At 69.4% G+C, this 23,168-nt stretch carries 20 protein-coding genes; 15 read left to right on the top strand and 5 right to left on the bottom strand.

All coding sequences use genetic code 11. From position 1 onward, the window contains the following. Positions 1–21 precede the first annotated feature (21 nt). Entirely contained in the window at positions 22–750 is a 729-nt protein-coding gene (locus LX14_RS02020) for an SIR2 family NAD-dependent protein deacylase (RefSeq protein WP_372505351.1), read from the top strand. 37 nt (positions 751–787) lie between these two features. Continuing rightward, the gene (locus LX14_RS20830) at positions 788–1,666 is read left to right on the top strand and encodes a M23 family metallopeptidase (RefSeq protein ID WP_253645612.1); all 879 of its coding nucleotides are present in this window, start codon (positions 788–790) and stop codon (positions 1,664–1,666) included. A 1-nt stretch (position 1,667) separates the two neighbouring features. Here the strand turns inward: LX14_RS20830 and LX14_RS02010 are convergent, their stop codons facing one another. Continuing rightward, positions 1,668–2,846 (bottom strand): NADH:flavin oxidoreductase/NADH oxidase, encoded by a 1,179-nt coding sequence (locus LX14_RS02010; RefSeq protein WP_253645611.1) that lies wholly within the window; start codon positions 2,844–2,846, stop codon positions 1,668–1,670. A 205-nt stretch (positions 2,847–3,051) separates the two neighbouring features. On the opposite strand from LX14_RS02010, the gene LX14_RS02005 reads away from it, so the two are divergent. The 3 genes from LX14_RS02005 (at position 3,052) to katG (ending at position 9,362) form a co-directional block, all read left to right on the top strand. Further along, complete coding sequence (locus LX14_RS02005) at positions 3,052–6,576, top strand: ATP-binding cassette domain-containing protein (protein WP_253645610.1); 3,525 nt, start codon at positions 3,052–3,054, stop codon at positions 6,574–6,576. A 62-nt stretch (positions 6,577–6,638) separates the two neighbouring features. Further along, positions 6,639–7,079: a Fur family transcriptional regulator gene (locus LX14_RS02000; RefSeq protein ID WP_253645609.1), complete on the top strand. Its 441-nt coding sequence runs from the start codon at positions 6,639–6,641 to the stop codon at positions 7,077–7,079. 72 nt (positions 7,080–7,151) lie between these two features. Beyond that, the gene (gene katG / locus LX14_RS01995) at positions 7,152–9,362 is read left to right on the top strand and encodes a catalase/peroxidase HPI (RefSeq protein ID WP_253645608.1); all 2,211 of its coding nucleotides are present in this window, start codon (positions 7,152–7,154) and stop codon (positions 9,360–9,362) included. A 94-nt stretch (positions 9,363–9,456) separates the two neighbouring features. Here katG and LX14_RS01990 read toward each other — a convergent pair whose 3' ends face one another. Further along, complete coding sequence (locus LX14_RS01990) at positions 9,457–9,672, bottom strand: NfeD C-terminal domain-containing protein (RefSeq protein ID WP_253645607.1); 216 nt, start codon at positions 9,670–9,672, stop codon at positions 9,457–9,459. 105 nt (positions 9,673–9,777) lie between these two features. Here LX14_RS01990 and LX14_RS01985 point away from each other — a divergent pair, with 105 nt between their 5' ends. Continuing rightward, positions 9,778–10,905 carry an SPFH domain-containing protein gene (locus LX14_RS01985; protein ID WP_253645606.1) on the top strand — a complete coding sequence of 376 codons (1,128 nt, stop codon included), beginning with the start codon at positions 9,778–9,780 and terminating at the stop codon, positions 10,903–10,905. Positions 10,906–11,011: 106 nt separating this feature from the next. Continuing rightward, complete coding sequence (locus tag LX14_RS01980) at positions 11,012–11,371, top strand: hemophore-related protein (protein WP_253645605.1); 360 nt, start codon at positions 11,012–11,014, stop codon at positions 11,369–11,371. Between the two features lie 61 nt (positions 11,372–11,432). Here the strand turns inward: LX14_RS01980 and LX14_RS01975 are convergent, their stop codons facing one another. Continuing rightward, positions 11,433–12,470 carry an aliphatic amidase gene (locus LX14_RS01975; protein ID WP_253645604.1) on the bottom strand — a complete coding sequence of 346 codons (1,038 nt, stop codon included), beginning with the start codon at positions 12,468–12,470 and terminating at the stop codon, positions 11,433–11,435. A gap of 151 nt (positions 12,471–12,621) precedes the next feature. On the opposite strand from LX14_RS01975, the gene LX14_RS01970 reads away from it, so the two are divergent. The 3 genes from LX14_RS01970 to LX14_RS01960 are packed head-to-tail and all read left to right on the top strand — an operon-like array spanning position 12,622 to position 15,208. Then, positions 12,622–13,671: an AAA family ATPase gene (locus LX14_RS01970; protein ID WP_253645603.1), complete on the top strand. Its 1,050-nt coding sequence runs from the start codon at positions 12,622–12,624 to the stop codon at positions 13,669–13,671. Next, positions 13,664–14,104: a MarR family winged helix-turn-helix transcriptional regulator gene (locus tag LX14_RS01965; RefSeq protein WP_253645602.1), complete on the top strand. Its 441-nt coding sequence runs from the start codon at positions 13,664–13,666 to the stop codon at positions 14,102–14,104. Before LX14_RS01970 ends, LX14_RS01965 begins: the two co-directional genes overlap by 8 nt. A gap of 48 nt (positions 14,105–14,152) precedes the next feature. Then, positions 14,153–15,208 (top strand): substrate-binding domain-containing protein, encoded by a 1,056-nt coding sequence (locus LX14_RS01960; protein ID WP_253645601.1) that lies wholly within the window; start codon positions 14,153–14,155, stop codon positions 15,206–15,208. Positions 15,209–15,241: 33 nt separating this feature from the next. Here LX14_RS01960 and LX14_RS01955 read toward each other — a convergent pair whose 3' ends face one another. Then, positions 15,242–15,448 (bottom strand): DUF2510 domain-containing protein, encoded by a 207-nt coding sequence (locus LX14_RS01955; protein WP_253645600.1) that lies wholly within the window; start codon positions 15,446–15,448, stop codon positions 15,242–15,244. 147 nt (positions 15,449–15,595) lie between these two features. Between LX14_RS01955 and LX14_RS01950 the strand changes: the two genes are divergently transcribed. Both LX14_RS01950 and LX14_RS01945 read left to right on the top strand, forming a co-directional pair. Continuing rightward, positions 15,596–17,038, top strand: coding sequence for a glycoside hydrolase family 183 protein (locus tag LX14_RS01950; RefSeq protein ID WP_253645599.1), 1,443 nt, complete (start codon positions 15,596–15,598; stop codon positions 17,036–17,038). A gap of 76 nt (positions 17,039–17,114) precedes the next feature. Next, positions 17,115–18,626, top strand: a complete 1,512-nt coding sequence (locus tag LX14_RS01945; protein WP_253645598.1) for an HNH endonuclease signature motif containing protein — start codon at positions 17,115–17,117, stop codon at positions 18,624–18,626. Here the strand turns inward: LX14_RS01945 and LX14_RS01940 are convergent. Next, a complete protein-coding gene (locus LX14_RS01940; RefSeq protein WP_253645597.1) occupies positions 18,619–20,109 on the bottom strand; it encodes an APC family permease in 1,491 nt (496 codons plus the stop codon). The two genes, LX14_RS01945 and LX14_RS01940, sit on opposite strands and share 8 nt — an antisense overlap. A 90-nt stretch (positions 20,110–20,199) precedes the next feature. Between LX14_RS01940 and LX14_RS01935 the strand changes: the two genes are divergently transcribed. The 3 genes from LX14_RS01935 (at position 20,200) to LX14_RS01925 (ending at position 23,069) form a co-directional block, all read left to right on the top strand. Further along, positions 20,200–21,138, top strand: coding sequence for an ADP-ribosylglycohydrolase family protein (locus LX14_RS01935; protein ID WP_253645596.1), 939 nt, complete (start codon positions 20,200–20,202; stop codon positions 21,136–21,138). Positions 21,139–21,271: 133 nt separating this feature from the next. Continuing rightward, entirely contained in the window at positions 21,272–21,709 is a 438-nt protein-coding gene (locus tag LX14_RS01930) for a DUF5994 family protein (protein WP_253645595.1), read from the top strand. A gap of 49 nt (positions 21,710–21,758) precedes the next feature. Continuing rightward, the gene (locus tag LX14_RS01925; protein ID WP_253645594.1) at positions 21,759–23,069 is read left to right on the top strand and encodes an NAD(P)/FAD-dependent oxidoreductase; all 1,311 of its coding nucleotides are present in this window, start codon (positions 21,759–21,761) and stop codon (positions 23,067–23,069) included. Positions 23,070–23,168 lie beyond the last annotated feature (99 nt).

The following is a 23,168-nucleotide window of genomic DNA, read 5'->3' as shown; positions in this document are numbered from 1 at the left end:
GGGGACATGACCGATTCCTCGATCACCGCAGTCGTCGACGCTGTCCGCGACGCCGGCACCGTCACGGTGCTGACGGGCGCCGGCATGTCTGCCGAGAGCGGGGTGCCGACATTCCGTGACGTCCAGACCGGCCTGTGGGCCAAGCACGATCCGATGACGCTCGCGACACCGGAGGCGTGGGAACGCGATCCGGCTTTGGTGTGGGCCTGGTACCAACGCCGGCGCGCGATGGTGCAGGCGGTCGAACCCAACGCCGGCCACGCGGCGCTGGCGCGGTGGGCGGTGTCGGCCGACGTCCGGGTCGTCACCCAGAACGTCGACGACCTCCACGAACGCGCCGGGAGCATCGACGTCGTCCACGTGGACGGGAGCTTGTTCGCCTGCCGATGCGACACGTGCGGTCGTTCCCGCGACGTCGATGCGGTGGAACCTGACGGCGAACGCGTCGACCCTCCCGCCTGCGACTGCGGCGGTCGAGTGCGGCCCGGTGTCGTGTGGTTCGGGGAGGAACTGCCGCGCAACGCTTTCGCCGAGGCGACGAAGCGGGCCGAAGCGTGCGACGTCGTCATCCTGGTGGGTGCCTCGGGCGTGGTCTACCCGGCCGCGGGTCTCCCGCACATCGCGCGCGGGGCAGGGGCGACGATCGTCGAGATCAACCCGCAGGTGACCGACCTCTCCGACGCCTGCGACATCACGGTCCGGTCGACGGCGGCGACCTCCCTCCCGGAGCTCGTTCGACAGGTGGTCTGACACTCCCCGGTCGGTCGTTAGGGGTGATAATGATCGGGTGACTCGACGACTGAGCGGTGTGTGGCCGGTGATCTGGCTCGTGATCGTGGCGGCGGACACGGCGACCGGCGCGACTGTCAGCACCTCCGGCGGCTGGCTTGCAGCCCTTGGTGCCCTCGTCTTCTTCCTGGTGATGGCGTGGCGGTTCCTGGTCCCCGGTCTCGTGCTCGCCCCAGTACCCGCGGCCCCGATCTGCGCGGTCGCGACTGCCGCTGTCGCTGTCCGGGGAGCATGGGTCGACGGCTCACCGTTCAGCGGTTTCCGGGATCCGGCGTCGTGGGTCGGACCTGCGTTGGCAACCGGGGCGATCGCCCTCGCCATGGTGGCGCCGTTCACGGGCGTGCTCGACGAGGTCAGCCGTCCGATGCTGTTCCCGCTGCGTGATGGTCGGTGGCTGGCCGTCGAGGGCGACGGGCGGATCTTCAACCACCACTGGCCGGTACCCGCGCAACGCGGTGCATGGGATCTCGTGCGGCTGGGCTCGAACGGTCGGTCCCGGCGTGGGTTCCGACAGGCCGCCGACGGTGACTTCGCGGCCTACGGAGCGCCGGTCGTCGCGCCGTGCGACGGCACGGTCGTGCGCGCCGTCGACGGCCTGGCCGACGGCGTGCCGACGACGACCCATCCCGCCGGCAACCACGTCGTGATCGACACCGGCAGCGAACGCGTCGTCCTGGCGCACCTCCACTACGGGAGCGTGCGGGTCGAGCAGGGACAACACGTCACCGCGGGTGTCGTGCTCGGCGAGGTCGGCAACTCGGGGAACTCCACCGAGCCGCATCTGCACATCCACGCCGAGCGCGACGGCGTCCCACTTCGACTGCGCTTTGACGATGTCCGCCGACGGGTCGGCAAAGGCGCGGTCATATCGGTGTGAGTCAGGCGGCGTTCTCCTCGCGGTCGGCGACGACCTTCGCCGGCGGCAGGCCGATGCTGTCGTCGTCGCCGCGGAAGTTCTCCAACCACCAGCGCCAGTCGTCGCAGACGAGCTCGAACGGTGTCTCGTGGCCGAGTTCGCGGGCGGCCCACACGGGCCAGTGCGGGTTCGCCAGCGCGGGTCGACCGAGCAGCACCAGGTCGATGAGCTCGTCGCGGATCACGCTGTCCGCCATGGCCGGGACGCCGAGATTCCAGCTGGTGGCGACCGGGATCCCGATCTCGCGCTTGACCCGCGTCGCCCGCGACAGCATGAAACCGGGCTTGGCCATGATGTTCTCGCGCATGTCGTCGGTGTTGAAGCCCAGCGAGACGTCGGCGAGGTCGAGACCGTGCTCGGCCATCCAGCCGATCGCGGTCACGGAGTCGTCGAACTGGGTGCCGTCGGGATGCAGGTCGTCGGCACCCAACCGCATGGTGAGGGGGAACTCCTCGGGCCACACCTCGCGGACGGCGTCGAGGGCCTCGAGGTGGAACCGCGCACGGTTCTCCAGGCTCCCGCCGTACTGATCGGTGCGCTGGTTGGCCAGCGGTGAGAAGAAGCTGGCACCGAGATAGCCGTGCGCGTAGTGCATCTCGAGCCATTGGTACCCGGCCTCGGCGGCGCGGCGTGCCGCATCGGCATAGCTCTGCATCAAGTCGCCGATCTCCTCGACGGTCAGCTCGTGCACGTCGAACGAATGGTCGCCGCCGTACGGGATGGCCGACGGTGCGCGACAGGTCCAGCCCTGCGCATGATCCGGTGGGAGCTGGGACCCGCCGGGGAACCCGTCGATGGTCTTGTACTTCGGCACTTCGCTGCCCTTGCGGCCGGTGTGGCCGAGCTGGATGGCAGGCACCCCGCCGAAGCTCTTGATGATGTCGGTGACGCGCCTGTGGCCCTCGATCTGGCTGTCGTCCCAGATGCCGGCGCACGACGTCGACGTCCGGCCGTCCGGCGTGATGGCGATCTGCTCGGGGAAGACGAGGCCGAAACCGCCGGCGGCGCGGGCGCCGAGATAGCTCACGTGGAAGTCGTCCATCTTCCCGTCGGTGGAGCGGTACATCGTCATCGGCGACATCGCGATGCGGTTGCGCAGCGTGACGCCCTTGATGGTCAGGGGCGAGAACAGGTCGGGCATGTCGAACTCCTCGAGCGATGGGACGCGATCGCAGGATGCGTCGATGCACCCGCTCGACACCCATTCCCGCACGCGTGAGTGACGCAGGGGTCACCGGCGCCGCACCTGCCGTAACGATTGCCTCACAGTGCCCTTCGCGGAGAGGTGAGTTGTCGGACGAAACTCGCTCGCGGCATGTCGTTGCCCCTGCGTAGGGTCGGCAGCGATGTCTCTCGCACCCGCTCCGGAACGCACGCTCTCCCGTGCGTCGGTGGCGGCTGCCGACGACGCCCGGGCCACCGTCGACTGGCGACGGATGCGCGGACGGGCGATGACCGTGGCCCTGGTCCTGCTGGTCGTCGCGTCGATCGCGGAGGCACTGGGCACGGTGGTCGTCGGACGTGTCGCCGACACCCCGACGCTGACGCTCGTCGTCGTCCTGGGCGTCACGCTCGTCGGGTCCGCTGTGCTCGACGCGATCGGCCGGACCGTGTGGACGTCGGTGTCCGACCGCGCCGAGGGCGCCCTGCGCGACGACCTCCTGACTGCGTCGCTGGGTCAACCGCTGTCGGTGCTGTCGGAGACGGCGGTCGGCGAGATCCTCGACCGCGTCGACGACGACACCCATGAGGTCGGGTCGCTCGTGCGACTGCAGCTCTGGGACGCCCTGCGGACCGTCGTCCTGGTCATCCCGATGTGGATCGTCGCCGGGCTCACCTGGTGGCCGGCGTGGCTGCTGTTCCCGATCGTCGCGTCGGCGACGCTGCTGTCCATCCGGCCGCTGCTCGGTGTCCTCACCGAGCGCAAGGTCGTCGAGGAGATGGCGTGGACCGATCACGCCGCCGCGCTCGAGGAGGGCATCGCCGCCCGCGACGACCTCCGGACCAGCCTGGGCCAGGCGTTCGTCGTGCGCCGCAACGGAGAACTCGCCGCCGCGGTGCATCGCGCGTTCCTGCAGGTGGTGCGGATCCAGGCGCGGATGACGGTGCGCGCCGGACTGCTGCTGCATCTGCTGATGGCCGTGATCGCTGTCGCCGGTGCGCTGCTCGTCGCCGGTCGTCACCTCGAGGTCGGCGCGCTGGTCACCCTGTTCCTCGTCTCGACGACCTTCGTCGGACAGATCAACCAGCTCGCCCGGCACCTGCCGGACCTGCAGGCCGGGATGGGCGCCATCATCCGACTGCGACAGCTGCTGGCGTCGCCGCCGGAGCCGACGGGTGGGCGCCCCCTGCCCGCCGGCCCGCTCGACGTCGACATCCGCGACCTCGAGTTCTCCTACGCCGAGGGTACGTTCGCGCTCGCCGGCATCGACCTGCACATCGAGGCGGGGACCACCTGCGCGCTCGTCGGACGCACCGGGTCCGGGAAATCGACGTTGGCCGCGCTGATCTCGCGGGCCGTCGACCCGCCGCGCGGCAGCGTGCACCTCGGTGGTGTCGACGTCGACGACCTCGACCTCCACGGATTGAGGTCCGCGGTCGGTGTGGTGACCCAGAAGACCGAGATCGTCGCGGGCACACTCGCACAGAACATCGCCCTGTTCGGCGACGTGCCGCGCGACCGCATCGCCGACGCTGTCGCGGACCTGCAACTCACCGACTGGGTCGCCGGCCTACCCGCGGGCCTCGACACCCCGTTGGGCCCGGGTGGGACGACGCTGTCGGCGGGGGAGGAGCAGCTCGTCGCCTTCGCCCGTCTCCTGGTGCGGGACGTGCGGATCGTCGTCCTGGACGAGGCGACCGCCCGCATGGACCCGTTGACCGAGGCGCGGGTGGTGCGCGCAGCCGATCGGTTGCTCGCGCAGCGCACGGGTCTGCTCATCGCGCACCGGCTCTCGACCGTCGCCCGTGCCGACACCGTCGCCGTCCTCGACCGTGGTCGGCTCATCGACCACGGCCGCCAGAGCGACCTCGCCGCCCGGCCGGGGCCGTTCCGCACGCTGCTCGACGCGGCCGCCACCCAGGCAGACAGCGACGCCCCGGAGGAGTCCACGGCATCCGACGAGGCACCCGGGTCCGTCGGAGGTGTTCGGCGACAGGGTGATCCGCCCGCGGAACGGGCGATCGACGACGGCCCCACCCTGCGTCGCGGCGTGCTGTCGCTGATCCGCATCCACCCCACCTGGGGACTGCTCGGTGCGTTCCTGTTCCTCACCGCCGCACTGACCGGCGCGTTCGGTGTCGTCACGGCAGCGCTATGGGGTCACGTCGTGGCCGCCGCCGGACGCGGAGACGTCTCGGCGTGGCTGCTGGTCGGTGTCGTCGTGAGTCTCCTGGTGTCGCCGCTGCTCGTGGCCGGCGCCGGCCTGCGCTACACGCGGTGGTGGGTGGCCGGGCTGCTCCGCGTACGGACGTCGGTGCTGCTCGCGCAGACCGACCAGCACCGGCTCCCGCGCACCCCGCCCGGCGAGATCGTCGCGCGCGCCCTCGACGCCGACCGGTTCATCCGCTACGCCGACCGGTGGGTCGACGTGGTCAACGGCCTGATCGTCGTCGTCGTCACCACGATCCTGGCGGGGAGCCTGCTGGCCGGTCTGGTGCTGATGGTCGTGATGCTCGCAGCCGCAGCGGCATCCGCCGTCGGGCGGCCGTTCGCAGGACGGTCGGCCGCGGCCGCGTCGGCGACGCGAGCCGCGTTCGGTCGGGCGCTCGTGTCGGTGCTCGAGAGCGCCCGCACCATCAAACTCGCGGCCGCGACCGAGGACGCACACCGCCATCTCACCCGCACCGACAGCGGTCGCGTCGACGCCGCGGTCCGGGAGCACCGCATCCAGTCGATCCTCATCGGCGTGCCCGTCGTGTTGGTCTACGCGGGTGTCGTCGCCGCGTGGGCGGTCTATCTGGCGGGTGGATGGGGCCTGGCGACAGCACTTCTCGTCTCGGGCTCGGTCATCGGGTTCGACTGGTTCGGCCGCGTCGCCGGGGCTGTCATCACCGAGGCGCCCGGCACGCGAGCCTGGCAGCGCGTCACCGCCCGCTTCGCCGGCGGACGGGACCTGATGGCCGTGCCGTCGGCGGTGGACCTCCTCGACGGCACCTCGCCACCACCCGCCTCGCCGGCACGCGTCCCGCTGCGATCGGTGAGTGTCGAACGGTTCTCCGCCGTCCACGCCGACGGGACCGTCGGGGCCACGGGCATCGACCTGCGCGTCGACGCCGGGGAGCTGGTCCTGCTGCTCGGGCAGGTCGGCTCCGGCAAGTCCAGCCTGCTCTCGGCGCTGGCGGGTCTCATCGACCACACGGGCGTCATCCGGTGGAACGGTGAGCCGGTCCTCGACACCCAGACGTTCCTGCGGCCCGGCCAGGTCGCGCACGTCGCGCAGGTGCCCCGCGTGCTCTCGGGGACGTTCGCCGAGAACATCCGCGTCGACCACGACCGGCGTATCGACAGCGCTGTCGACGACGCCCGCCTCGCACCCGACGTCGCCGCGGCCGGCGGTGTCGACGCGGTGATCGGACACCGCGGAGTGCGCTTGTCGGGCGGTCAGGTGCAACGGCTGGCGCTCGCCCGCGCGCTTGCGAGCGAGCCGGAACTGCTTCTCGCCGACGACGTCTCGTCGGCGCTCGACGCCGCGACCGAGGTCGAGCTGTGGCGGTCGCTGCGCGAGCGGGGGACCGCGGTGCTGGGTGCGACGAGCAAGCGGGCAGCACTCGCGCAGGCCGACCGCGTCGTCGTCCTCGTCGACGGCACCATCGCGGAGTCGGGACCGTGGTCGGACCTGTCGGCACGGTGGGGTCACCTCGCGGGGTGAGTCGGCCTGGTGAGGCTGTCCTACTCTTGACTGAGTCCAGAGAAGGGACCATAGTGGTGGCCGTGACCACACCACACGACTCCGAGGCGCAACTGCGTTCGGTGTCGTTGCGTGTCACCCGACCGCGGGTGGCGGTGCTCGACGTCGTCGGCGCCCACCCTCACGCAGACACCGACTCCATCTTCACGGCCGTGCGCGACACGCTTCCCGATGTGTCCCGACAGGCCGTGTACGACGTCCTCGGCGCGCTGACCGCGTCCGGGCTCGTCCGCAAGATCCAGCCCACGGGGTCGGTTGCCCGGTACGAGTCGCGGGTGGGGGACAACCACCACCACGTCGTGTGCCGGGTCTGCGGGGCCATCGCCGACGTCGACTGCGCCGTCGGCGAAGCGCCCTGCCTGCACGCCTCGGACGATCACGGCTTCTCCATCGACGAGGCCGAGGTCATCTACTGGGGCACCTGCCCCGACTGCACGTCCATGAGTCTCCGATCGCAATCGTGATCGGGATCAGCTCAGTTCACCACTCCTGGAAGGAAAGCTGTGTCTGAAGACCACACAACCCGCGAAAAAGAGATGAACCAGGACCAGCCGGAGGAGCATGGCGGCGCCCATGCACCCGGCTGCCCGGTCGTCGGCGGTCACCGCAAGTACCCCGTGGAGGGGTCGAGCTCGCGGGACTGGTGGCCGGAGAAGGTGAACCTGCGCATCCTGGCGAAGAACCCCGACGTCATCAACCCCGAGGGCGCCGACTTCGACTACGCCGCCGAGTTCTCCAAGCTCGACCTGGCCGAGGTCAAGAGCGACATCGGCGCGATCATGACCGACTCGAAGTCGTGGTGGCCCGCCGACTGGGGTCACTACGGACCCTTCTTCATCCGCATGGCGTGGCACTCCGCGGGCACCTACCGCGTGCACGACGGCCGCGGTGGAGCGGGCGCCGGCATGCAGCGCTTCGCGCCGCTGAACAGCTGGCCGGACAACGCTTCCCTCGACAAGGCCCGTCGCCTGCTGTGGCCGGTCAAGCAGAAGTACGGCCGTCAGCTCTCCTGGGCCGACCTGATCGTCCTCACCGGCAACGTCGCCCTCGAGTCCATGGGATTCGAGACCTTCGGCTTCGCCGGTGGTCGCGAGGACCGCTGGGAGCCCGAGGAGGACGTCTACTGGGGTCCCGAGCACACCTGGCTCGGCGACGAGCGCTACACCGGCAACCGTGAGCTCGAGGAGCCGCTCGGTGCTGTGCAGATGGGCCTCATCTACGTCAATCCCGAAGGCCCCAACGGCAACCCGGAACCGCAGCTGTCGGCCAACGACATCCGCGAGACGTTCGGCCGCATGGCCATGAACGACGTGGAGACCGCAGCGCTGATCGTCGGTGGCCACACCTTCGGCAAGGTGCACGGCGCGGGTGACCCCGACAAGCACATCGGACCCGAGCCCGAGGGCGCGCCGATCGAGCAGATGGGTCTGGGCTGGAAGAACAGCCTCGGCACGGGGAACGCGGAGTACACCATCACCTCCGGCATCGAGGGCGCGTGGACCGCGACCCCGATCCAGTGGGACAACTCCTACCTCGAGACGCTCTACGGCTACGAGTGGGAGGTCCACAAGGGCCCCGGTGGCGCGAACCAGTGGCGTCCGAAGGACGGCGCGGCAACGGATCTCGTCCCCGACGCGCACGTCGAGGGCAAGAAGAACCCGCCCATGATGCTCACCTCGGACATCGCCCTGCGCACCGATCCGATCTACGAGGAGATCACGCGTCGCTGGCTGGAGAACCCGGCCGAGCTGGCCGACGAGTTCGCCAAGGCCTGGTACAAGCTGACCCACCGCGACATGGGCCCCATCGAGCGCTACCTCGGACCCGAGGTCCCCTCGGAGGAGCTGCTGTGGCAGGACCCGGTGCCGGCTCAGGAGGGCCAGCTCATCGGTGACGCCGAGATCGCGCAGCTCAAGGAGCAGATCCTCTCCTCGGGCCTCACGATCTCGCAGCTGGTGAAGACCGCCTGGGCGTCCGCGTCGTCATTCCGCAACTCCGACAAGCGCGGTGGCGCCAACGGTGGTCGCATCCGTCTGCAGCCGCAGGCCGGGTGGGAGGCCAACGAGCCCGACGAGCTCGCGCAGGTGATCAGCAAGCTGGAGAGCATCCAGGAGTCGTTCAGCGGCACCGTGTCGTTCGCCGACCTGGTGGTGCTCGGTGGCGTCGCCGCCGTCGAGAAGGCCGCGAAGAACGCCGGTGTCGACATCACCGTCCCGTTCACCCCCGGCCGCACCGACGCGACCCAGGAGCAGACCGACGTCGAGTCGTTCTCCTACCTGGAGCCGAAGGCTGACGGGTTCCGCAACTACCTCGGCAAGGGCCTCCGTCTCTCGGCGGAGTACCTGCTCGTCGACAAGGCCAACCTGCTGGGCATCTCCGCCCCGCAGATGACGGTCCTCGTCGGTGGCCTGCGTGCCCTGGGTGCGAACTACAAGGACTCCAAGCTCGGTGTGTTCACCGACAAGTCCGAGACGCTGACGAACGACTTCTTCGTCGAGCTGCTCGACATGGACACCGTGTGGGAGCCCACCGACGACGAGAACGGCACGTTCGTCGGCAAGGATCGGGAGACCGGTGCGGAGAAGTTCACGGCCAGCCGCGTCGACCTGATCTTCGGGTCGAACTCGGAACTGCGTGCCATCAGCGAGGTCTACGGCGCGAACGACGCCAAGGACAAGTTCGTCCGCGACTTCGTCGCCGCGTGGACCAAGGTCATGGAGGCCGACCGTTTCGACCTGCACCGCTGAGGTCGTGACGGCTGACTGACAGCCCACACCGGACGCCCCGCGAGCCCCTGGGTTCGCGGGGCGTTCGTCGTCCGGGGGCGTGGAGCCCGCGGGTTCAGACGGCCTCGGGAGGAGCTGCCCAGGGGATCACCGCGACCTGCCGGCCTCCGAGGTCCTCGACGACGAGCACCGTCGCACCGACCTCGATGGTCACCTCCGCCGTCGCGACGTACGTCTCCCGCGTGCCCCCGACCCGGATCTCCACCTCACCGATGCCGTCCGGTCCGGGTGGCAGCACCACGACGCCCATTCGTCCCACCAGTCCGGCCATGACCACGACTCTCCCATCCGGGACGAGCAGTGGCGATCGATAGTCGCGCGAAGTAGCGTCATCTCGCCGGACGGGCGTCCGGAACAGCTGCGAGAGGACACAGTCATGCTCGGTTACCACGTCCCCGACCCCGACGAGGCGATGCTCATCTCGGGGAAACGCGGTGAGGGCGAGGGCGAGCCGTTCGCCGTCGTCGTCGGACATGGCAAGTGGGTCGTCCCGCTGATCCGCCGGGTCACGTACCTGTCGCTCGCGATGTGCGAGGCGCAGGTCGAGGAGACGTGCGTGACCACGCAGGGCATCCAGCTGAAGGTCAAGGCCGTGATCGCCCACAAGGTGGGTGGCGACGTCGCGTCCATCGTGGCTGCGGGGCAACGCTTCGTCTCCGAGCAGGAGCAGGAGATGTCGCGGCTGACCGGCCAGATCTTCGCCGGGCACCTGCGGTCGATCGTCGGGTCGATGACCGTCGAGCAGATCATCCGGGAGCGCGACACCCTCGCCCGGCAGGTCCTCGATGCGTCGAAGACCGAGATGGGACGCATCGGACTCGTCGTCGACTCGTTCCAGATCCAGTCGATCGACGACATGCAGTCGGGGTACATCGAGGCGCTGGCCAAGCCCGAGGTCGCCCGGGTGCAGAGAGAGGCGGCGATCGCCCAGGCGCGCGCCGACCAGGCGTCGTCGGAGGCGCAGCAGCAGTCGTTGCGGGCGCAGGCCGAGTTCGAGCGCGACACCTCCATCACACGGGCACAGATCCGCGCCGAGACCGACAAGGCCAATGCCGAGGCGGCACAGGCGGGTCCGTTGGCGGCGGCGACCACCGAACAGGCGATCGCGCTGCAGCGCGCGACGCTCGCGGAGGCGTTGGCGACGCAGCGTGAGAAGGAACTGCTGTCGGAGATCGTGAAACCCGCCGAGGCGCAGGCGAAGGCGACGCGCATCGCCGCCGAGGCCGAGGCCGACGCGCTGCGCATCCAGTCGGAGGCTGCTGCGGCGAACGGGCGGATCGCCCTCGACCAGCAGTTGATCGATCAGCTGCCCGAGCTGATGCAGGCACTGGCCGGTGGGTTCGCCAAGGCCAACCTGACCGTCCTCAACGGGTCCGACGGTGTCGGTGACCTGCTCACCGGGCTCGCGACGCAGGGCGGCTCGGTGCTGCGCGCACTGCAGGCCCAGCTCGCCCAGAACCCGGGGTCGGAGTCCGGTTCGTCCGAACAGTCGGGGAGGAGCTGAGGATCCGCTGAGGGGTTCGGCTGCCGTGCTGCTGATCTCAGGCGGTGCTCAGATTGCGCGCCCACAGTCGCAGGCGCATGACCGATGCACCCCGTGAGGAGAGACCATGACCGACACCCGACACCCCGCCCGCTGGACCCGACGGATCGGTGCCGCCGCCGCACTGACGGTGGGACTGGGCCTGGCCGCCCTCCCGGCAGCGACAGCGTCTGCCGCGCCGGCGCAGTGCACGCCGCAGGCCCGCGCGGCCGCCGTCGCCCAGGCGGCACCCGCGGTCGCCGGCGTCCTGGCGCGCCACCCGGACCTGGCTGCCGAGCTCGCGCACGTGCGAACGCTGCCGAAGAACGAGCGTCGCGCGGAGCTGAAGGAGTTCCGGAAGACGCATCGCGAGGAGTTCACGGAGCTCCGCCAGGCGCGTACCCCGATCCGCGACTACCGCCAGGCGTGCCACCCGAAGCGCAAGTGAGCTGACGCGGGACTGCCGCCGTGCCCGGTCGACCACGAGGTCGGCCGGGCACGGTCGCGTCTCAGGCCTCCATCACCTTCTCGGTGGGAAGGTCGCCGACGGGGCAGTCGGCGACGCCGATGGTCTCGCGGGTGATCTTCTCCACGGCGCGCTGCGTCGCCTCGGCGTCGTTCACCCAGTTCCGATAGAAGTCGAAGGGGCACTCCGCGACTCCCTTGTCGCCGTCACCGCCGGCGTGGACACCGGTGTAGCCGCGGTGGAGCAGCTTGAACAGGTGGTTCTGCGACTGGTCGTTCGCGCGGGCGTCGCGGATCGTCGACAGCGACAGTTGCGCGTACTGGACGCCGTACTCCTCCTCGCCGCACTCGCCGAGCGTGCGGCCGTCGAACCCGATGATCGCGCTGTGTCCGAAGTACGAGTAGACGCCGTCCCAGCCGGTCGCGTTGGCGACCGCGACGTAGCAGTTGTTGGCCCACGCCATGGCTTTCGCCATCAGCACCTGCTGTTCCTTGGCCGGGTACATGTAGCCCTGCGGTCGCACGATCAGCTCGGCGCCCTTCATGGCGCAGTCGCGCCAGATCTCCGGGTAGTTGCCGTCGTCGCAGATGATGAGCGAGATCTTCAGGCCCTTCGGGCCGTCGGAGACATACGTCTGCCCACCGGGGTACCAGCCCTCGATCGGCGTCCACGGCAAGATCTTCCGGTACTTCTGCCGGATCTCGCCCTGGTCGTCGATGAGCACCAGGGTGTTGTACGGCGGCTTGTTCGGATGGTCTTCGTGACGTTCACCGGTGATGGAGAAGACGCCCCACGTCGTGGCCTCCCGGCACGCGGCGGAGAAGATGTCGGTCTCGTCGCCGGGGATCACCGAGGCGGTCGCGTACATCTCGTCGGAGTCGTACATGATCCCCTGCGTCGAGTACTCGGGGAACACGACGAGGTCCATCCCGGGCAGTCCGCTCTTCATGCCGACCACCATCTCGGCGATCTTGTGCGCGTTGGCGATCACCTCGTCGCGGGTGTGCAGCCGCGGCATCTTGTAGTTGACGACCGCGACGCCGACGGTGTCGGGGCTGGACGAGATGTCTCCGTGGCGCATCGAGCACTCCTGATGTCGGGTGGTCCTTCCATCCGGAAGGGGTGTTCTGACGGTACGGAGGCGACCATGACCACCGTGTTGCGGTCACGTGCACACCTGATGACGTGGCCTTAGGGCAGGTAGTTTCACCTGGAACAGAAAGGGGGTGCCGATGTCGGGCTTCGCGCACCAGCGGTTCCAGGACCTCGGCGGTGGCTTCCGTCTCGGCGACCTCCGATCACCGGCGGCGCTGCGAGACGGCCTGCGCGGCGCCGTCATCGGGCAGGACGAGGCGGTCGAGGCGGTGGTCCGAGCGCTGACCATCGCCGCGGTGGGGTTGCGGGATCCGCATCGGCCGATCGCCTCCCTGCTGCTGGTGGGTCCGACGGGCGTGGGGAAGACCGAGCTGGCGCGGCAGGTGGCGCAGCACGTCCGTGGCGACGTCGACAACCTGTGCCGGATCGACATGAACTCCCTCGCCCAGGAGCACTACGCGGCGTCGCTGTCGGGGGCGCCGCCCGGGTACGCGGGGTCGAAGGAGCAGTTCTCCCTGTTCGATCGCGAGACCGTGGAGGGCACCCCGAACCGTCCGGGCGTCGTCCTGTTCGACGAGGTCGAGAAGGCGCACCCGACGGTGCTGCGCGCTCTGCTGCAGATCCTCGACACCGGCCGTCTGCGCCTGGCGTCGGGCACGTCGGACATCGACTTCCGCAATGCTGTCGTCCTGCTCACCTCGAACCTCGGCTCGCGTGAGGTCCACGACCTCGGACGTCGATCTCCGTCAGCGACAGCGCGTCGCGTGATGCGGTCCGTGCGCGGGCTGTCCCACCGCGAGATCGTGCTCGAGCGGGTGCGGGACTTCTTCGACCCGGAGCTGCTCAACCGTTTCGACGAGGTCATCGTGTTCGACGCCGTCGACCCGACGACGGCGCGCGCCATCGTCGACCGGGAGATCGACGGACTGATCGCCTCGCTGGCGGGTCGGGGGACCGGATGTGTCGTGACGGGCGATGCACGAGAACTGCTGCTGGACAGAGCGTTCGATGCGCGGTACGGCGCACGCGCACTGCGACGGGCGTTGCGGGTCCACCTGGTGGCCCCGATCGCCGCGGCCATCGCCGACAGCGACGGCCCGCTCGAGCTGCTCGTCGACGTCGACGGTGGTGGCGTCCGTGTGACGCCCACGGTGGTCGCCCCGGACGCGGTGTCGTCGAATGGATGACGGGTCGACACCGCTGATCCTGCTTCTCGCCCGCGCCGTGCGTGCCGTGGAGACGCGGGTGGCAGAGGTCCTCGCCGATGCCGCGCTCAGCCTCGACCAGTGGCGGGTGCTCGTCGTGCTGGAGAGCGCGGACGGGATGACGATGAGCGACCTCGCCCGGGCGTCGGTACTCAGCCCTGCCGGCGCGACCCGCGCGATCGACGCACTCGTCGACCGCGCGATGGTCTATCGGCGGGTGGACCCGACGGATCGTCGTCGGGTGGTCGTCTTCCTCTCCGCGCATGGGGTGGCGGTCATCGCGCCGATCCTGCGGGATGTCGCGAGCGCTGAGCGGGAGATGGCCACGATGGTCGGCGCACGCCGGTATCTCGCGCTCGGGGACGGGCTGACCCACCTCGTCGACGGCGACAGGGTCGACGAAACGTCGCGGTAATCGCCGCCTGCCAGGCTGGACGTACACGCGAGGGACGGTGGTGGACGGATGCGACTCGGAGTGGTCATCCCGCGGAGCGGACCGTCGGGGATCTTCGGCCCGTCGTGCGCGGCCGGAACCCAGCTCGCCGTCGACGAACTCAACGCCCGCGACGGGATCCTCGGTGAGCCGGTCGAGGTGACCACCATCGACGGCGGCGCGGCCCCCGACGTCGTCGCCACCGCGGTCGCGGGGTTGCGTCGGCAGGGGGCTGTCGACGCAGTGGTGGGGTGGCACAACTCGGCTGTCCGTCGAGCGCTCGTCGCTGCCGCGGCGCCGGTGGTGCCGTACGTGTACACCGCGACCTACGAGGGCGGCGAGGCCGACGACGCGGTGTTCCTGACCGGGGAGACGCCCGACCGCCACGTCATCCCCGCCATGCGCTGGATGGGCGAGGAACACGGCGTGCGGCGATGGGCGGTCGTCGGCAGCGACTACGTCTGGCCGCGCACGACCGCGCGGCACATCGCCGCGGCCGTCCGGGAGATGCCGGGAACCGAGATCGCGGCGACGGCCTTCGCCCCGCTCGGATGCCGCGACGTCGCGCCCATCCTCGACAGCATCGAGCGCGCCGACGTGGACGGCGTGGTGGTCATGCTGCTGGGGTCCGACGCGGTGCTGTTCAACAGGGCGTTCGCGCGGCGCGGGCTGAGCGATCGGTGTGTGCGGCTGGGTCCGCTGATGGACGAGAACATGCTGCTCGCGACCGGAGCGGCCGCGACCCGCGGGGTCTATTCGACGGCGGGGTTCTACGAGAGCCTCGTGACCGCACCATGTCTCGACCTCGGAGGCCGGTATGCGCGGCGATTCGGCACGACGGCGCCACCACTCACCTCACCGGGGGAATCCTGCTTCGAGGGGGTGCAGCTCCTCGCCGAACTGGCCCGTCGGGCCGGGTCGCTCGACGTGCCGTCGATGAATCGCGCGGCCGCGGACGGGTTCCGGTACGGCAGTCCCCGGGGCGATGTCGTCTTCGACGGCCGCCACCTCGCACAGGACGTCTATGTGGCCGTGGCTGATGCACTCGACTTCGACGTCGTGGCGCGGATCAGCGCCGTCGCCTGACGGCCACCGAATGCCGGCCGGGGGTGTGGTTGTTCAGGACTCCTCGGGATTCGGCCGGGTCTGTTCCGTCCAGCCCTGTCCGTCGTGGAACCGCTCGATCGACGGGTCGTGGAGGTCGGGGTACCAGCCCTCGGGCGTCGGCGGAGGGGTCGAGCGGGCGAATCGGATCGCCGGGCGGATCGCGCCCACCGCCACGGACACCACCAACACCACGATGACGACGATCAACCATGTGTCCATCCACCGAGTATGGACGGTTGTCCGCTATGTGCACTCCCGTATCTCCATCCCCTCGTACACCCTCCCGACCCGTGTTAGGTTCACGCCGCTGAACCGGAGATATGTGAAGAGGTCGATAGTGTGATACGCCGATCCCTGTATGTGGCAATGGCATGTTGCGCTGTCGCGCCGTTCGCGGTCGCGGCACCTGCCGCAGCCGCACCGGCAGCCGCCGCCCTGCCGAGTTCGGGCTGCGTCAACGACCTGCCCCAGCCGGCCCGGCCGGGCAGCCCGTTGCCGCCGCGCATCGACTTCGGACTGCCGTACCTGCAGTTCAAACCCGTCCCACAGTTCGGCCCGCAGAACTCGCGGAAACGGATCCCGTCGCCGGCTCCGCCGGCCGATCCGTGCAAGGACCCGTGCCCGGACATCACCGACCCACCGCCGCCCGCTGCGCAGGTGGGATCTGGATCCGGGCCCATCGCTGTCCCCAAGATCACGTTCACCCCGCGGCCGATCGCGACCATCCCGGTGCCGGTTCCCGGCGGCACGCCGCCTCCCGGCCAGGCCCGCCCGCCGGCGCAGACCCCGCCGGCCGATCGCGGGACCGTCACCCCGAAGCTCGGCAACCCCCGCGCGGGTGGTCTGCAGTACGTCGGGCAGGTGACGGGCCACGGCTCGACGAGCCGCACCGACAAGCGCTTCCAGGTCAACGGCACCGACCTCGGGATCATGTGGGAGGCGGCACCGGACAAGGTGGCCGTCGCGTTCGGTGACACCTTCGGCAAGGGATTCCGTCCGCCCGGCGCGAACGGCGGCGACTGGCGCTCGAACACCCTCGGCTTCTCCGGCAACCGCGACCTGAACCGCGGCCTGCGCATCGATTCGATGGTCCAGGACAGTCGGTGTCACGCCGCCGAGGTGATCGCCAGCCGCAAGATCAACCTCGTCGAGCAGACGGTCATCCCGACGTCGGGCTTCGCGCTGGGCAAGCGGCAGTACATGAGCTACATGTCGGTGAAGGACTTCACCGTGCCCGGCCAGTGGTTCACCAACTACGGCGGCCTCGCATGGTCCGATGACGGCGGATCGACGTGGACCAACTCGCAATACGCACGGTGGGACAACGTCTTCGGGCAGTCGAAGTTCCAGGTCTCCTCGATGGTCCCGGCGGGCGGCTACGTCTATATGTTCGGCACCCCGAACGGTCGCCTCGGAACCACCGCACTCGCACGGGTTCCCGCGTCGGACGTCCTGAACAAGACCGCCTACCAGTACTGGGTCAACGGGACATGGCGCCCGACCTCCAACGGCGACCAGGCGACCTCGCTGTTCGGCGGGCCAACCGGCGAGCTGTCGGTGCGCTACGACGCGGACTCGCAGCTGTGGCAGGCGACCTACCTGGACGAGGTTCGCGGGGGAATCGTTCTGCGGCAGTCCAAGTCACCGCAGGGTCTGTGGTCCGAACCCACGCTGCTCATGTCGTCGGCGCAGCACCCACAGCTCTACGGCGGCTTCATGCACCCGTGGTCGACCGGAAAGGACCTCTACTTCACGGCCACCACGTACACGTCGTACAACGTTGACCTGATGCACATCCGGACGAACTGAGGCATCGAACACCCTGGCGAATGTCGTACGCCTGTTCTATGATGGAGGCGTCGCTGTAGCTGGGGGGAGGTGCATCGTGGACGACGGTCTCGTCACGAAATACGTCGCGCTGCATCGCCTTCTGGGTGAGATCGCCGAGGCGTCGTCGGATGCGTGTTCGGAGCGTGAGGTCGCGGAGTTGGCGATCACGCATGAGCGGGCGGTTCGCACGATGGGGTCGATCGGGCTGCGACGCATTCTCGACGTCAGTGATCGTGATGCCCACACGTCGGTGCAGTGCTCGACGCTGACGCAGTTCGTAGCTGAACGCTTACGCGTGCCGAATCCCAAGCGGCGGTTGAAGCAGGTGCTCGCGCTGTCGGAGATGTTCTCGGTGACCGGCGAGAAGTTGCCGGCGAAGTGCCCGGAGACCGCGGCGGCCATGGCCGATGGCGACCTCACCCACGAGCACGCGGATGCGGTGCTCGCGGTGATGGACAAGGTCCCGGCCGCGACACCGCCGGAGGTTCGGGAGAAGGCCGAAGAACAACTCGCCGACATCGCCCGACACCACTCGCCGAAGGACATTCACCGCGCGGGGGCGCGGCTGCTCGCCCACCTCGACCCGGACGGCGAGGAACCGTCGGATCGTGATCGTGCCCGGCAGCGATCCCTGTCATTGGGCAACCAGGACCCGCAACTCATGTCGAGGCTGCGCGGGAATCTGGACCCCGTCACCCGAGCCCTGTTCGAGGTGGTGTTGGCGAAGTGGGCCAAGCCGGGGATGAACAATCCTGACGATGAGGCCTCACCCCGCGGTGGGGTGGACGACGACGGCATCGACACCGATGCGCTGACCGCGGCCGCGGAACGGGATTCGCGGTCGCAGCAGCAACGCAACCATGATGCGCTGAACGCGCTGCTGCGGGCCGCTGCCGACGGCGGGCTGCTCGGGAAGTCGCATCGTGGACTGCCGCCGCACCTGATCATCTCCATCACCGAGACACAGCTGCGCGAGCGGGCGGGGGTCGGGCACACCGCTACCGGCACCGATCTGCCGATGAGTGACATCATCAGCTTGGCCGCTCGAGCGCAGATGCATCTGGCGGTGTTCGACGACATCACCGGCGAAGCCCTGTTCTACGGACGGTCACGCCGCCTGGCCTCCGAGGCGCAACGGTCCGTGACGTTCGCCCAGTACGGCGGCTGCTCGATGCCCGGCTGCCCGGCACCCTTCAGCCACACCGAGGCCCACCACGCCGAACAGGACTGGGCCCAAGGCGGATCGACCGACATCACCGACCTCGCCCCCGCCTGCGGACCCCACAACCGGGCCGTCCACGACAAACCCGGCGGCTGGCAAACGCAGAAAATCCGATCCGGCCCCGACCGCGGAAAATACGGATGGACCGCCAACGGCACCACCGACCCACCCCGAACCAACCACCTGCACCGACCGGACCAGATCCTCGCCGACCACGCACCACCGACGGACACCGAGTCGACCGTGGAACGCGAGCTGAGACTGATCGTGCGGGAACGCATCCCACCGCCGGAGTCGCCGCATGGGCTCAGCGGCTCGTGGAAATGGCCGATGCAGATCAGCTAGTGATCGCGCCTGCCTCCGCGCCCTTGTCGCCGCCCGCGAGCCGCGCATGACGGCGACCGTAGACGAGGTAGATGATCAGACCGAGGACCAGCCACACCAGGAACCGCAGCCACGTCTCGACGACCAGATTGGTCATCAGGTAGATGCACGCGAGTGCGGAGATGATCGGGACGACCGGTGACAACGGCACGCGGAACGGTCGTTTCAGGTCGGGCTTCGTGCGTCGCAGGACCGGGACGGCGATCGACACCACCAGGAACGCGAACAACGTCCCGATGCTGACCATCTCCGACAGGTCCGAGAGCGGCACCAGGCCCGCGAGGATCGCGACGAAGATCGTCGTCCCGATGGTGAAGCGGAACGGTGTCCCGAACCTCGGGTGCGACTTGGCGACCGCCTGCGGCAGCAGTCCGTCGCGTCCGAGGGCGAATCCGATGCGGCTCATGGCGATGATGTCGACGAGTGTCACCGACGTGAGGCCGGCGACCGCGGCGATGGCGATCAACGTGCCCGCCCAGCTCGCGTCGTTGGCGTCGAACGCCTTCGCGATCGGTGCGCTGACGTCGAGGTCGGTGTACTTCTGCATGCCGGTGACCACGAACGCGACGAGGACGTAAAGAGTCGTGCACAACCCGAGGACGATCAGCAGCGCGCGCGGGATGTCGCGGGCCGGGTTGCGGGTCTCCTCGCTGAGGTTCGCGACGGCCTCGAAGCCGGTGTAGGCGAAGAAGACGACCGCGGCGGCGGTGAAGATCCCGGCGACGCCGAACGATGCCGGTTCGAAACCGCCGATCCACTGCAGCAACGGTTGGCTCAGTGTCGACACCTTCTCGTCGGATGGAGTCGACTTCGGCACGAAGGGAACGAGATTGGCCTTGGTGACGAAGAATGCGCCCACCACGATGATGAACACCGAGATGGCGACCTTGACGAGCACGAGGGTGTTGGTGACGCGTGCCGACTCCTTCACGCCGACCGCGGCGATGATGCCGAGGACCAGCACGAGGGCGACGGCACCGATGTTCACCGACGCGTCCTCCGTGAACAGCGATTTCGGCAGCTCGAAGAGGTCGGCGAGATATCCCGACCAGCTGCGCGCCACGACCGCGGCGCCGAGCGCGAACTCCAACACCAGGTCCCAGCCGATGATCCAGGCGAACACCTCACCGAGCGTCGCGTAGGCGTATGTGTAGGCGCTGCCCGCCGTGGGGACCGACGACGCGAGTTCGGCGTAGCAGACCGCGGCGAGCATGCTCACCAGTCCGGCGACGAGGAACGAGATGACCACCGCGGGGCCCGCGTTCTCCTTCGCCTGGATGCCGGTCAGGGTGAAGATGCCCGTGCCGATCACGATGCCGACGCCGAACCCGACGAGGTCGCGCGTCGTCAGTGTCTTCTTCAGTCCCCGGCTCTCACCGTCGCCGTCGCCGCCCGCCACGTCGCGGTTGATCGCCTCGACACTCTTGGTCCGCAATATGCCCACCGACCTGACGCTACTGCGCACCACAGGTGCGCAATCGTGTACCGCCGCATCCGGGCGAAAATGTCCGACTCGACGGGCATGATCGGATCCATGCAACTGAGCGAGGAACAGCGTGACCGGGCTGTCGGCGCGCTGGTCGGGAGTGCCCTCGGCGACGCCGTGGGGGCGGGCTACGAGTTCACCCATCCGCCGCAGGACGTCGTCGTCGACATGATCGGTGGCGGCCCGTTCGACTGGGCGCCGGGGGAGTGGACCGACGACACGTCGATGGCCACCTGCGTCGCCGCGGGACTGTCACCGGGACATGTCGATCTCGACGCTGTCGCGGCGGCGTTCGTCGCCTGGTACGACACCCGTCCGGCCGACATCGGCAACCAGACCCGGTCGGTGCTGACCCACCGCGACGTGACGGCGGCCGCGATGACCGCCCGCGCGAGCGGGGTTCCCGGGCTCACCGGCGGCAACGGCTCCCTGATGCGCACCGGACCGGTGGGCGTCGCGTTCGTCCGCCACGACGACGCACAGTGCGCAGCCGCGGCCGGCGCCATCAGCGACCTGACCCACGCCGACCCGCGGGCGCGAGAGGCCTGCGAGCTGTGGTCGGCGGCGATCGCGCGCGGCATCCGCACCGGCGACCGGTCGTCGCTGCGGGAGTACGTCGCCGAGCGTGACGCGGGTGTCCGAGAGTTCTGGGAGCCGCTGCTGGACCAGGCGGAGACCGGCGGACCCGCGGACTTCTCGAACAACGGGTGGGTGGTGCACGCGCTGCAGACGGCGTGGTGGGCGATCTGTACTGCAGGCGGTGACGTCGTCGGGACGGTCGAGAACTGCGTGCGGGCCGGTGGCGACACCGACACCACCGCCGCCATCGCCGGGGCCCTCGCCGGTGCGTGCGCTGGGACCGCGGGGCTGCCGGAGCGATGGACCTCGATGCTGCAGGGCTATCCGGGATGGACAGCCACCGACCTCCGGGCGACCGCACTGCGGCTCGTCGGGGAGGACCCCGTCGACACACTCGGCCATTCCTGACCGCCGCCGCATCGGGCGTCGGCGCTGGTGAGGCGTAGCGTGAAGAGGTATCGACGCGCGAGGCACCGGCTGGTGTCCTGTGATCCTCGGTGCGTCACAGCCCGGCCGTCCGCCGGGTAGATCGGAGCGTCCGATGACGCCGTCCTCGCCCGTGGCCTCGTCCGCCGTCGACCAGATCCGACTCGCCACCAAAGCCCACCCCACTCCCGGCGATCACGTGGACGGTGCGTGGTGGCCGGCGTCGCGCGACCTCAACGCCGAGATCGGCGGATTGCTCGACGCTCTCGCGCCGCGCGCCACACCCGCGGGTCGCATCGTCGTGAACGCCGAGGACTGGGACATCGCTCGAAACCGGATCATCCACCGCTACAACGTCATCCGTCTCGACGGCTACCGATTCTGGCCCCCGCACATGCTCAAGGTCCGTGCCGTCGGGGACACCGACTCGATCACGCTCATGGTCATCCCACCGGACGCTCCTGTCGGAGCCGCCCAGCGTGTGCTGGCGATGAGTTCCGCCGAGGACGCGACCGCGACCGTCGACGAGATGTTCTTCGCTGCGACCAGCTGAGACGACGCCGGTGGGTTCGGGGTACCCCGCCGTGGGGCACAATCGGGACATGGCCGACGACCGACCCCATGTCCTGATCATCGGCGGCGGATTCGCCGGGGTGTACGCCGCGCGGCGTCTGAAGCGGGCCGACGTCCGCGTCACCCTGCTGGACCGCGGGACGTCACACGTATTCCAGCCGCTGCTCTACCAGTGCGCGACCGGTCTGCTGTCCGAGGGTGAGATCGCGAGCCCCTTGCGACATCTGTTGCGACGCAACAAGAATTTGCAGGTCCTGCTGGGGGAGGCGTCGAACATCGACGTCGAGAAGAAGGTCGTCACGGCGACCCGGTTCAACGGGACCACCTTCGAGGTCGACTTCGACCACCTCATCGTCGGGGCCGGGATGCGGCAGTCGTATCACGGCAACGAGCAGTTCGCGATGTACGCGCCGGGGATGAAGACCGTCGACGACGCGCTGGCCATCCGTCGCAAGATCATCTCGTCGTTCGAGATCGCCGAGACCCTGCCGACCGCGGACCTGCGCAAGCCGTGGCTGACGTTCGTGGTCAGCGGCGGCGGGCCCACCGGCGTCGAGTTGGCCGGTCAGATCCGGGAGATGGCGACCCGGTCGCTGTCCCAGGAGTTCGACACCATCGACCCGACCGAGGCCGACGTCATCCTGGTCCACGGTGGTGAGCGGGTCCTCGAGTCGTTCCACCCGCGCCTGTCGGGCAAGGCGCAGAAGATCCTGGACAAGATCGGCGTCCGCACCCTCCTGGGCCGCCACGTCACCGACGTCTGCAGCGACTACGCGGTCACGACCGACAAGAAGACGAAGTCGACCGAACAGATCGACACCCACACCGTTCTGTGGACCGCCGGTGTCGAGGCCGTGCCGTTCGCGGAGGCGCTCGCGTCGGCGACCGGTGTCCAGCAGGCCCGCGGCGGCACCATCCCGGTGAACCCGGACCTGACCGTCGACGGGCATCCGAACATCTACGTCGTCGGCGACATCATGAGCCTCGACGACCTGGCCGGCGTCGCCGAGGTCGCGATGCAGTCGGGGTTTCACGCGGCCGGGAACATCGCGCGCACCGTCGAGGGGAAGTCGGACCCGCGGACGCCGTTCAAGTACCGGGATCTGGGCACCGCCGCCTACATCGCGCGCTATCACGCGCTGCTCGAGTCGGGTCCGATCCGGCTGTCGGGGTTCCTCGGCTGGCTCGGCTGGGGTGGCATCCACATCACGTTCCTCGCCGGCACGCGTAACCGCGCGTGGACCCTGGCGAGCTGGGCGACGACGATCATCGGCGGCAGCCGCGGGGAACGCGCCATCACCTACGGCGACCCCGACACCGCGCGACGCCCCTACGCCTGACGGATCGGCCCGCTCGGCGGGTGGTTTCGGCCCGCTCGGCGGGATCTTCTGCACGCTCGGCGGGTGGTTTCGGCACGCTCGGCGGAATCTAGTGCACGC

The organism is Williamsia deligens, from assembly GCF_024171765.1.
Lineage (GTDB): Bacteria > Actinomycetota > Actinomycetes > Mycobacteriales > Mycobacteriaceae > Williamsia_A > Williamsia_A deligens.
This window is presented reverse-complemented; position numbering and strand designations above follow the sequence as displayed.

What these genes read in the sequence shown, in the direction of transcription:
- LX14_RS01925 (WP_253645594.1), top strand. Translation starts at nt 21,759, where the DNA reads ATGGCCGACGACCGACCCCATGTCCTGATCATCGGCGGCGGATTCGCC.
- LX14_RS02005 (WP_253645610.1), top strand. Translation starts at nt 3,052, where the DNA reads ATGTCTCTCGCACCCGCTCCGGAACGCACGCTCTCCCGTGCGTCGGTG.
- katG (WP_253645608.1), top strand. Translation starts at nt 7,152, where the DNA reads ATGAACCAGGACCAGCCGGAGGAGCATGGCGGCGCCCATGCACCCGGC.
- LX14_RS02010 (WP_253645611.1), bottom strand. Translation starts at nt 2,846, where the DNA reads ATGCCCGACCTGTTCTCGCCCCTGACCATCAAGGGCGTCACGCTGCGC.
- LX14_RS01960 (WP_253645601.1), top strand. Translation starts at nt 14,153, where the DNA reads ATGCGACTCGGAGTGGTCATCCCGCGGAGCGGACCGTCGGGGATCTTC.
- LX14_RS01935 (WP_253645596.1), top strand. Translation starts at nt 20,200, where the DNA reads ATGCAACTGAGCGAGGAACAGCGTGACCGGGCTGTCGGCGCGCTGGTC.
- LX14_RS01980 (WP_253645605.1), top strand. Translation starts at nt 11,012, where the DNA reads ATGACCGACACCCGACACCCCGCCCGCTGGACCCGACGGATCGGTGCC.
- LX14_RS01965 (WP_253645602.1), top strand. Translation starts at nt 13,664, where the DNA reads ATGGATGACGGGTCGACACCGCTGATCCTGCTTCTCGCCCGCGCCGTG.
- LX14_RS01950 (WP_253645599.1), top strand. Translation starts at nt 15,596, where the DNA reads ATGGCATGTTGCGCTGTCGCGCCGTTCGCGGTCGCGGCACCTGCCGCA.
- LX14_RS01985 (WP_253645606.1), top strand. Translation starts at nt 9,778, where the DNA reads ATGCTCGGTTACCACGTCCCCGACCCCGACGAGGCGATGCTCATCTCG.
- LX14_RS01975 (WP_253645604.1), bottom strand. Translation starts at nt 12,470, where the DNA reads ATGCGCCACGGAGACATCTCGTCCAGCCCCGACACCGTCGGCGTCGCG.
- LX14_RS01990 (WP_253645607.1), bottom strand. Translation starts at nt 9,672, where the DNA reads ATGGCCGGACTGGTGGGACGAATGGGCGTCGTGGTGCTGCCACCCGGA.
- LX14_RS01930 (WP_253645595.1), top strand. Translation starts at nt 21,272, where the DNA reads ATGACGCCGTCCTCGCCCGTGGCCTCGTCCGCCGTCGACCAGATCCGA.
- LX14_RS01970 (WP_253645603.1), top strand. Translation starts at nt 12,622, where the DNA reads ATGTCGGGCTTCGCGCACCAGCGGTTCCAGGACCTCGGCGGTGGCTTC.
- LX14_RS01955 (WP_253645600.1), bottom strand. Translation starts at nt 15,448, where the DNA reads ATGGACACATGGTTGATCGTCGTCATCGTGGTGTTGGTGGTGTCCGTG.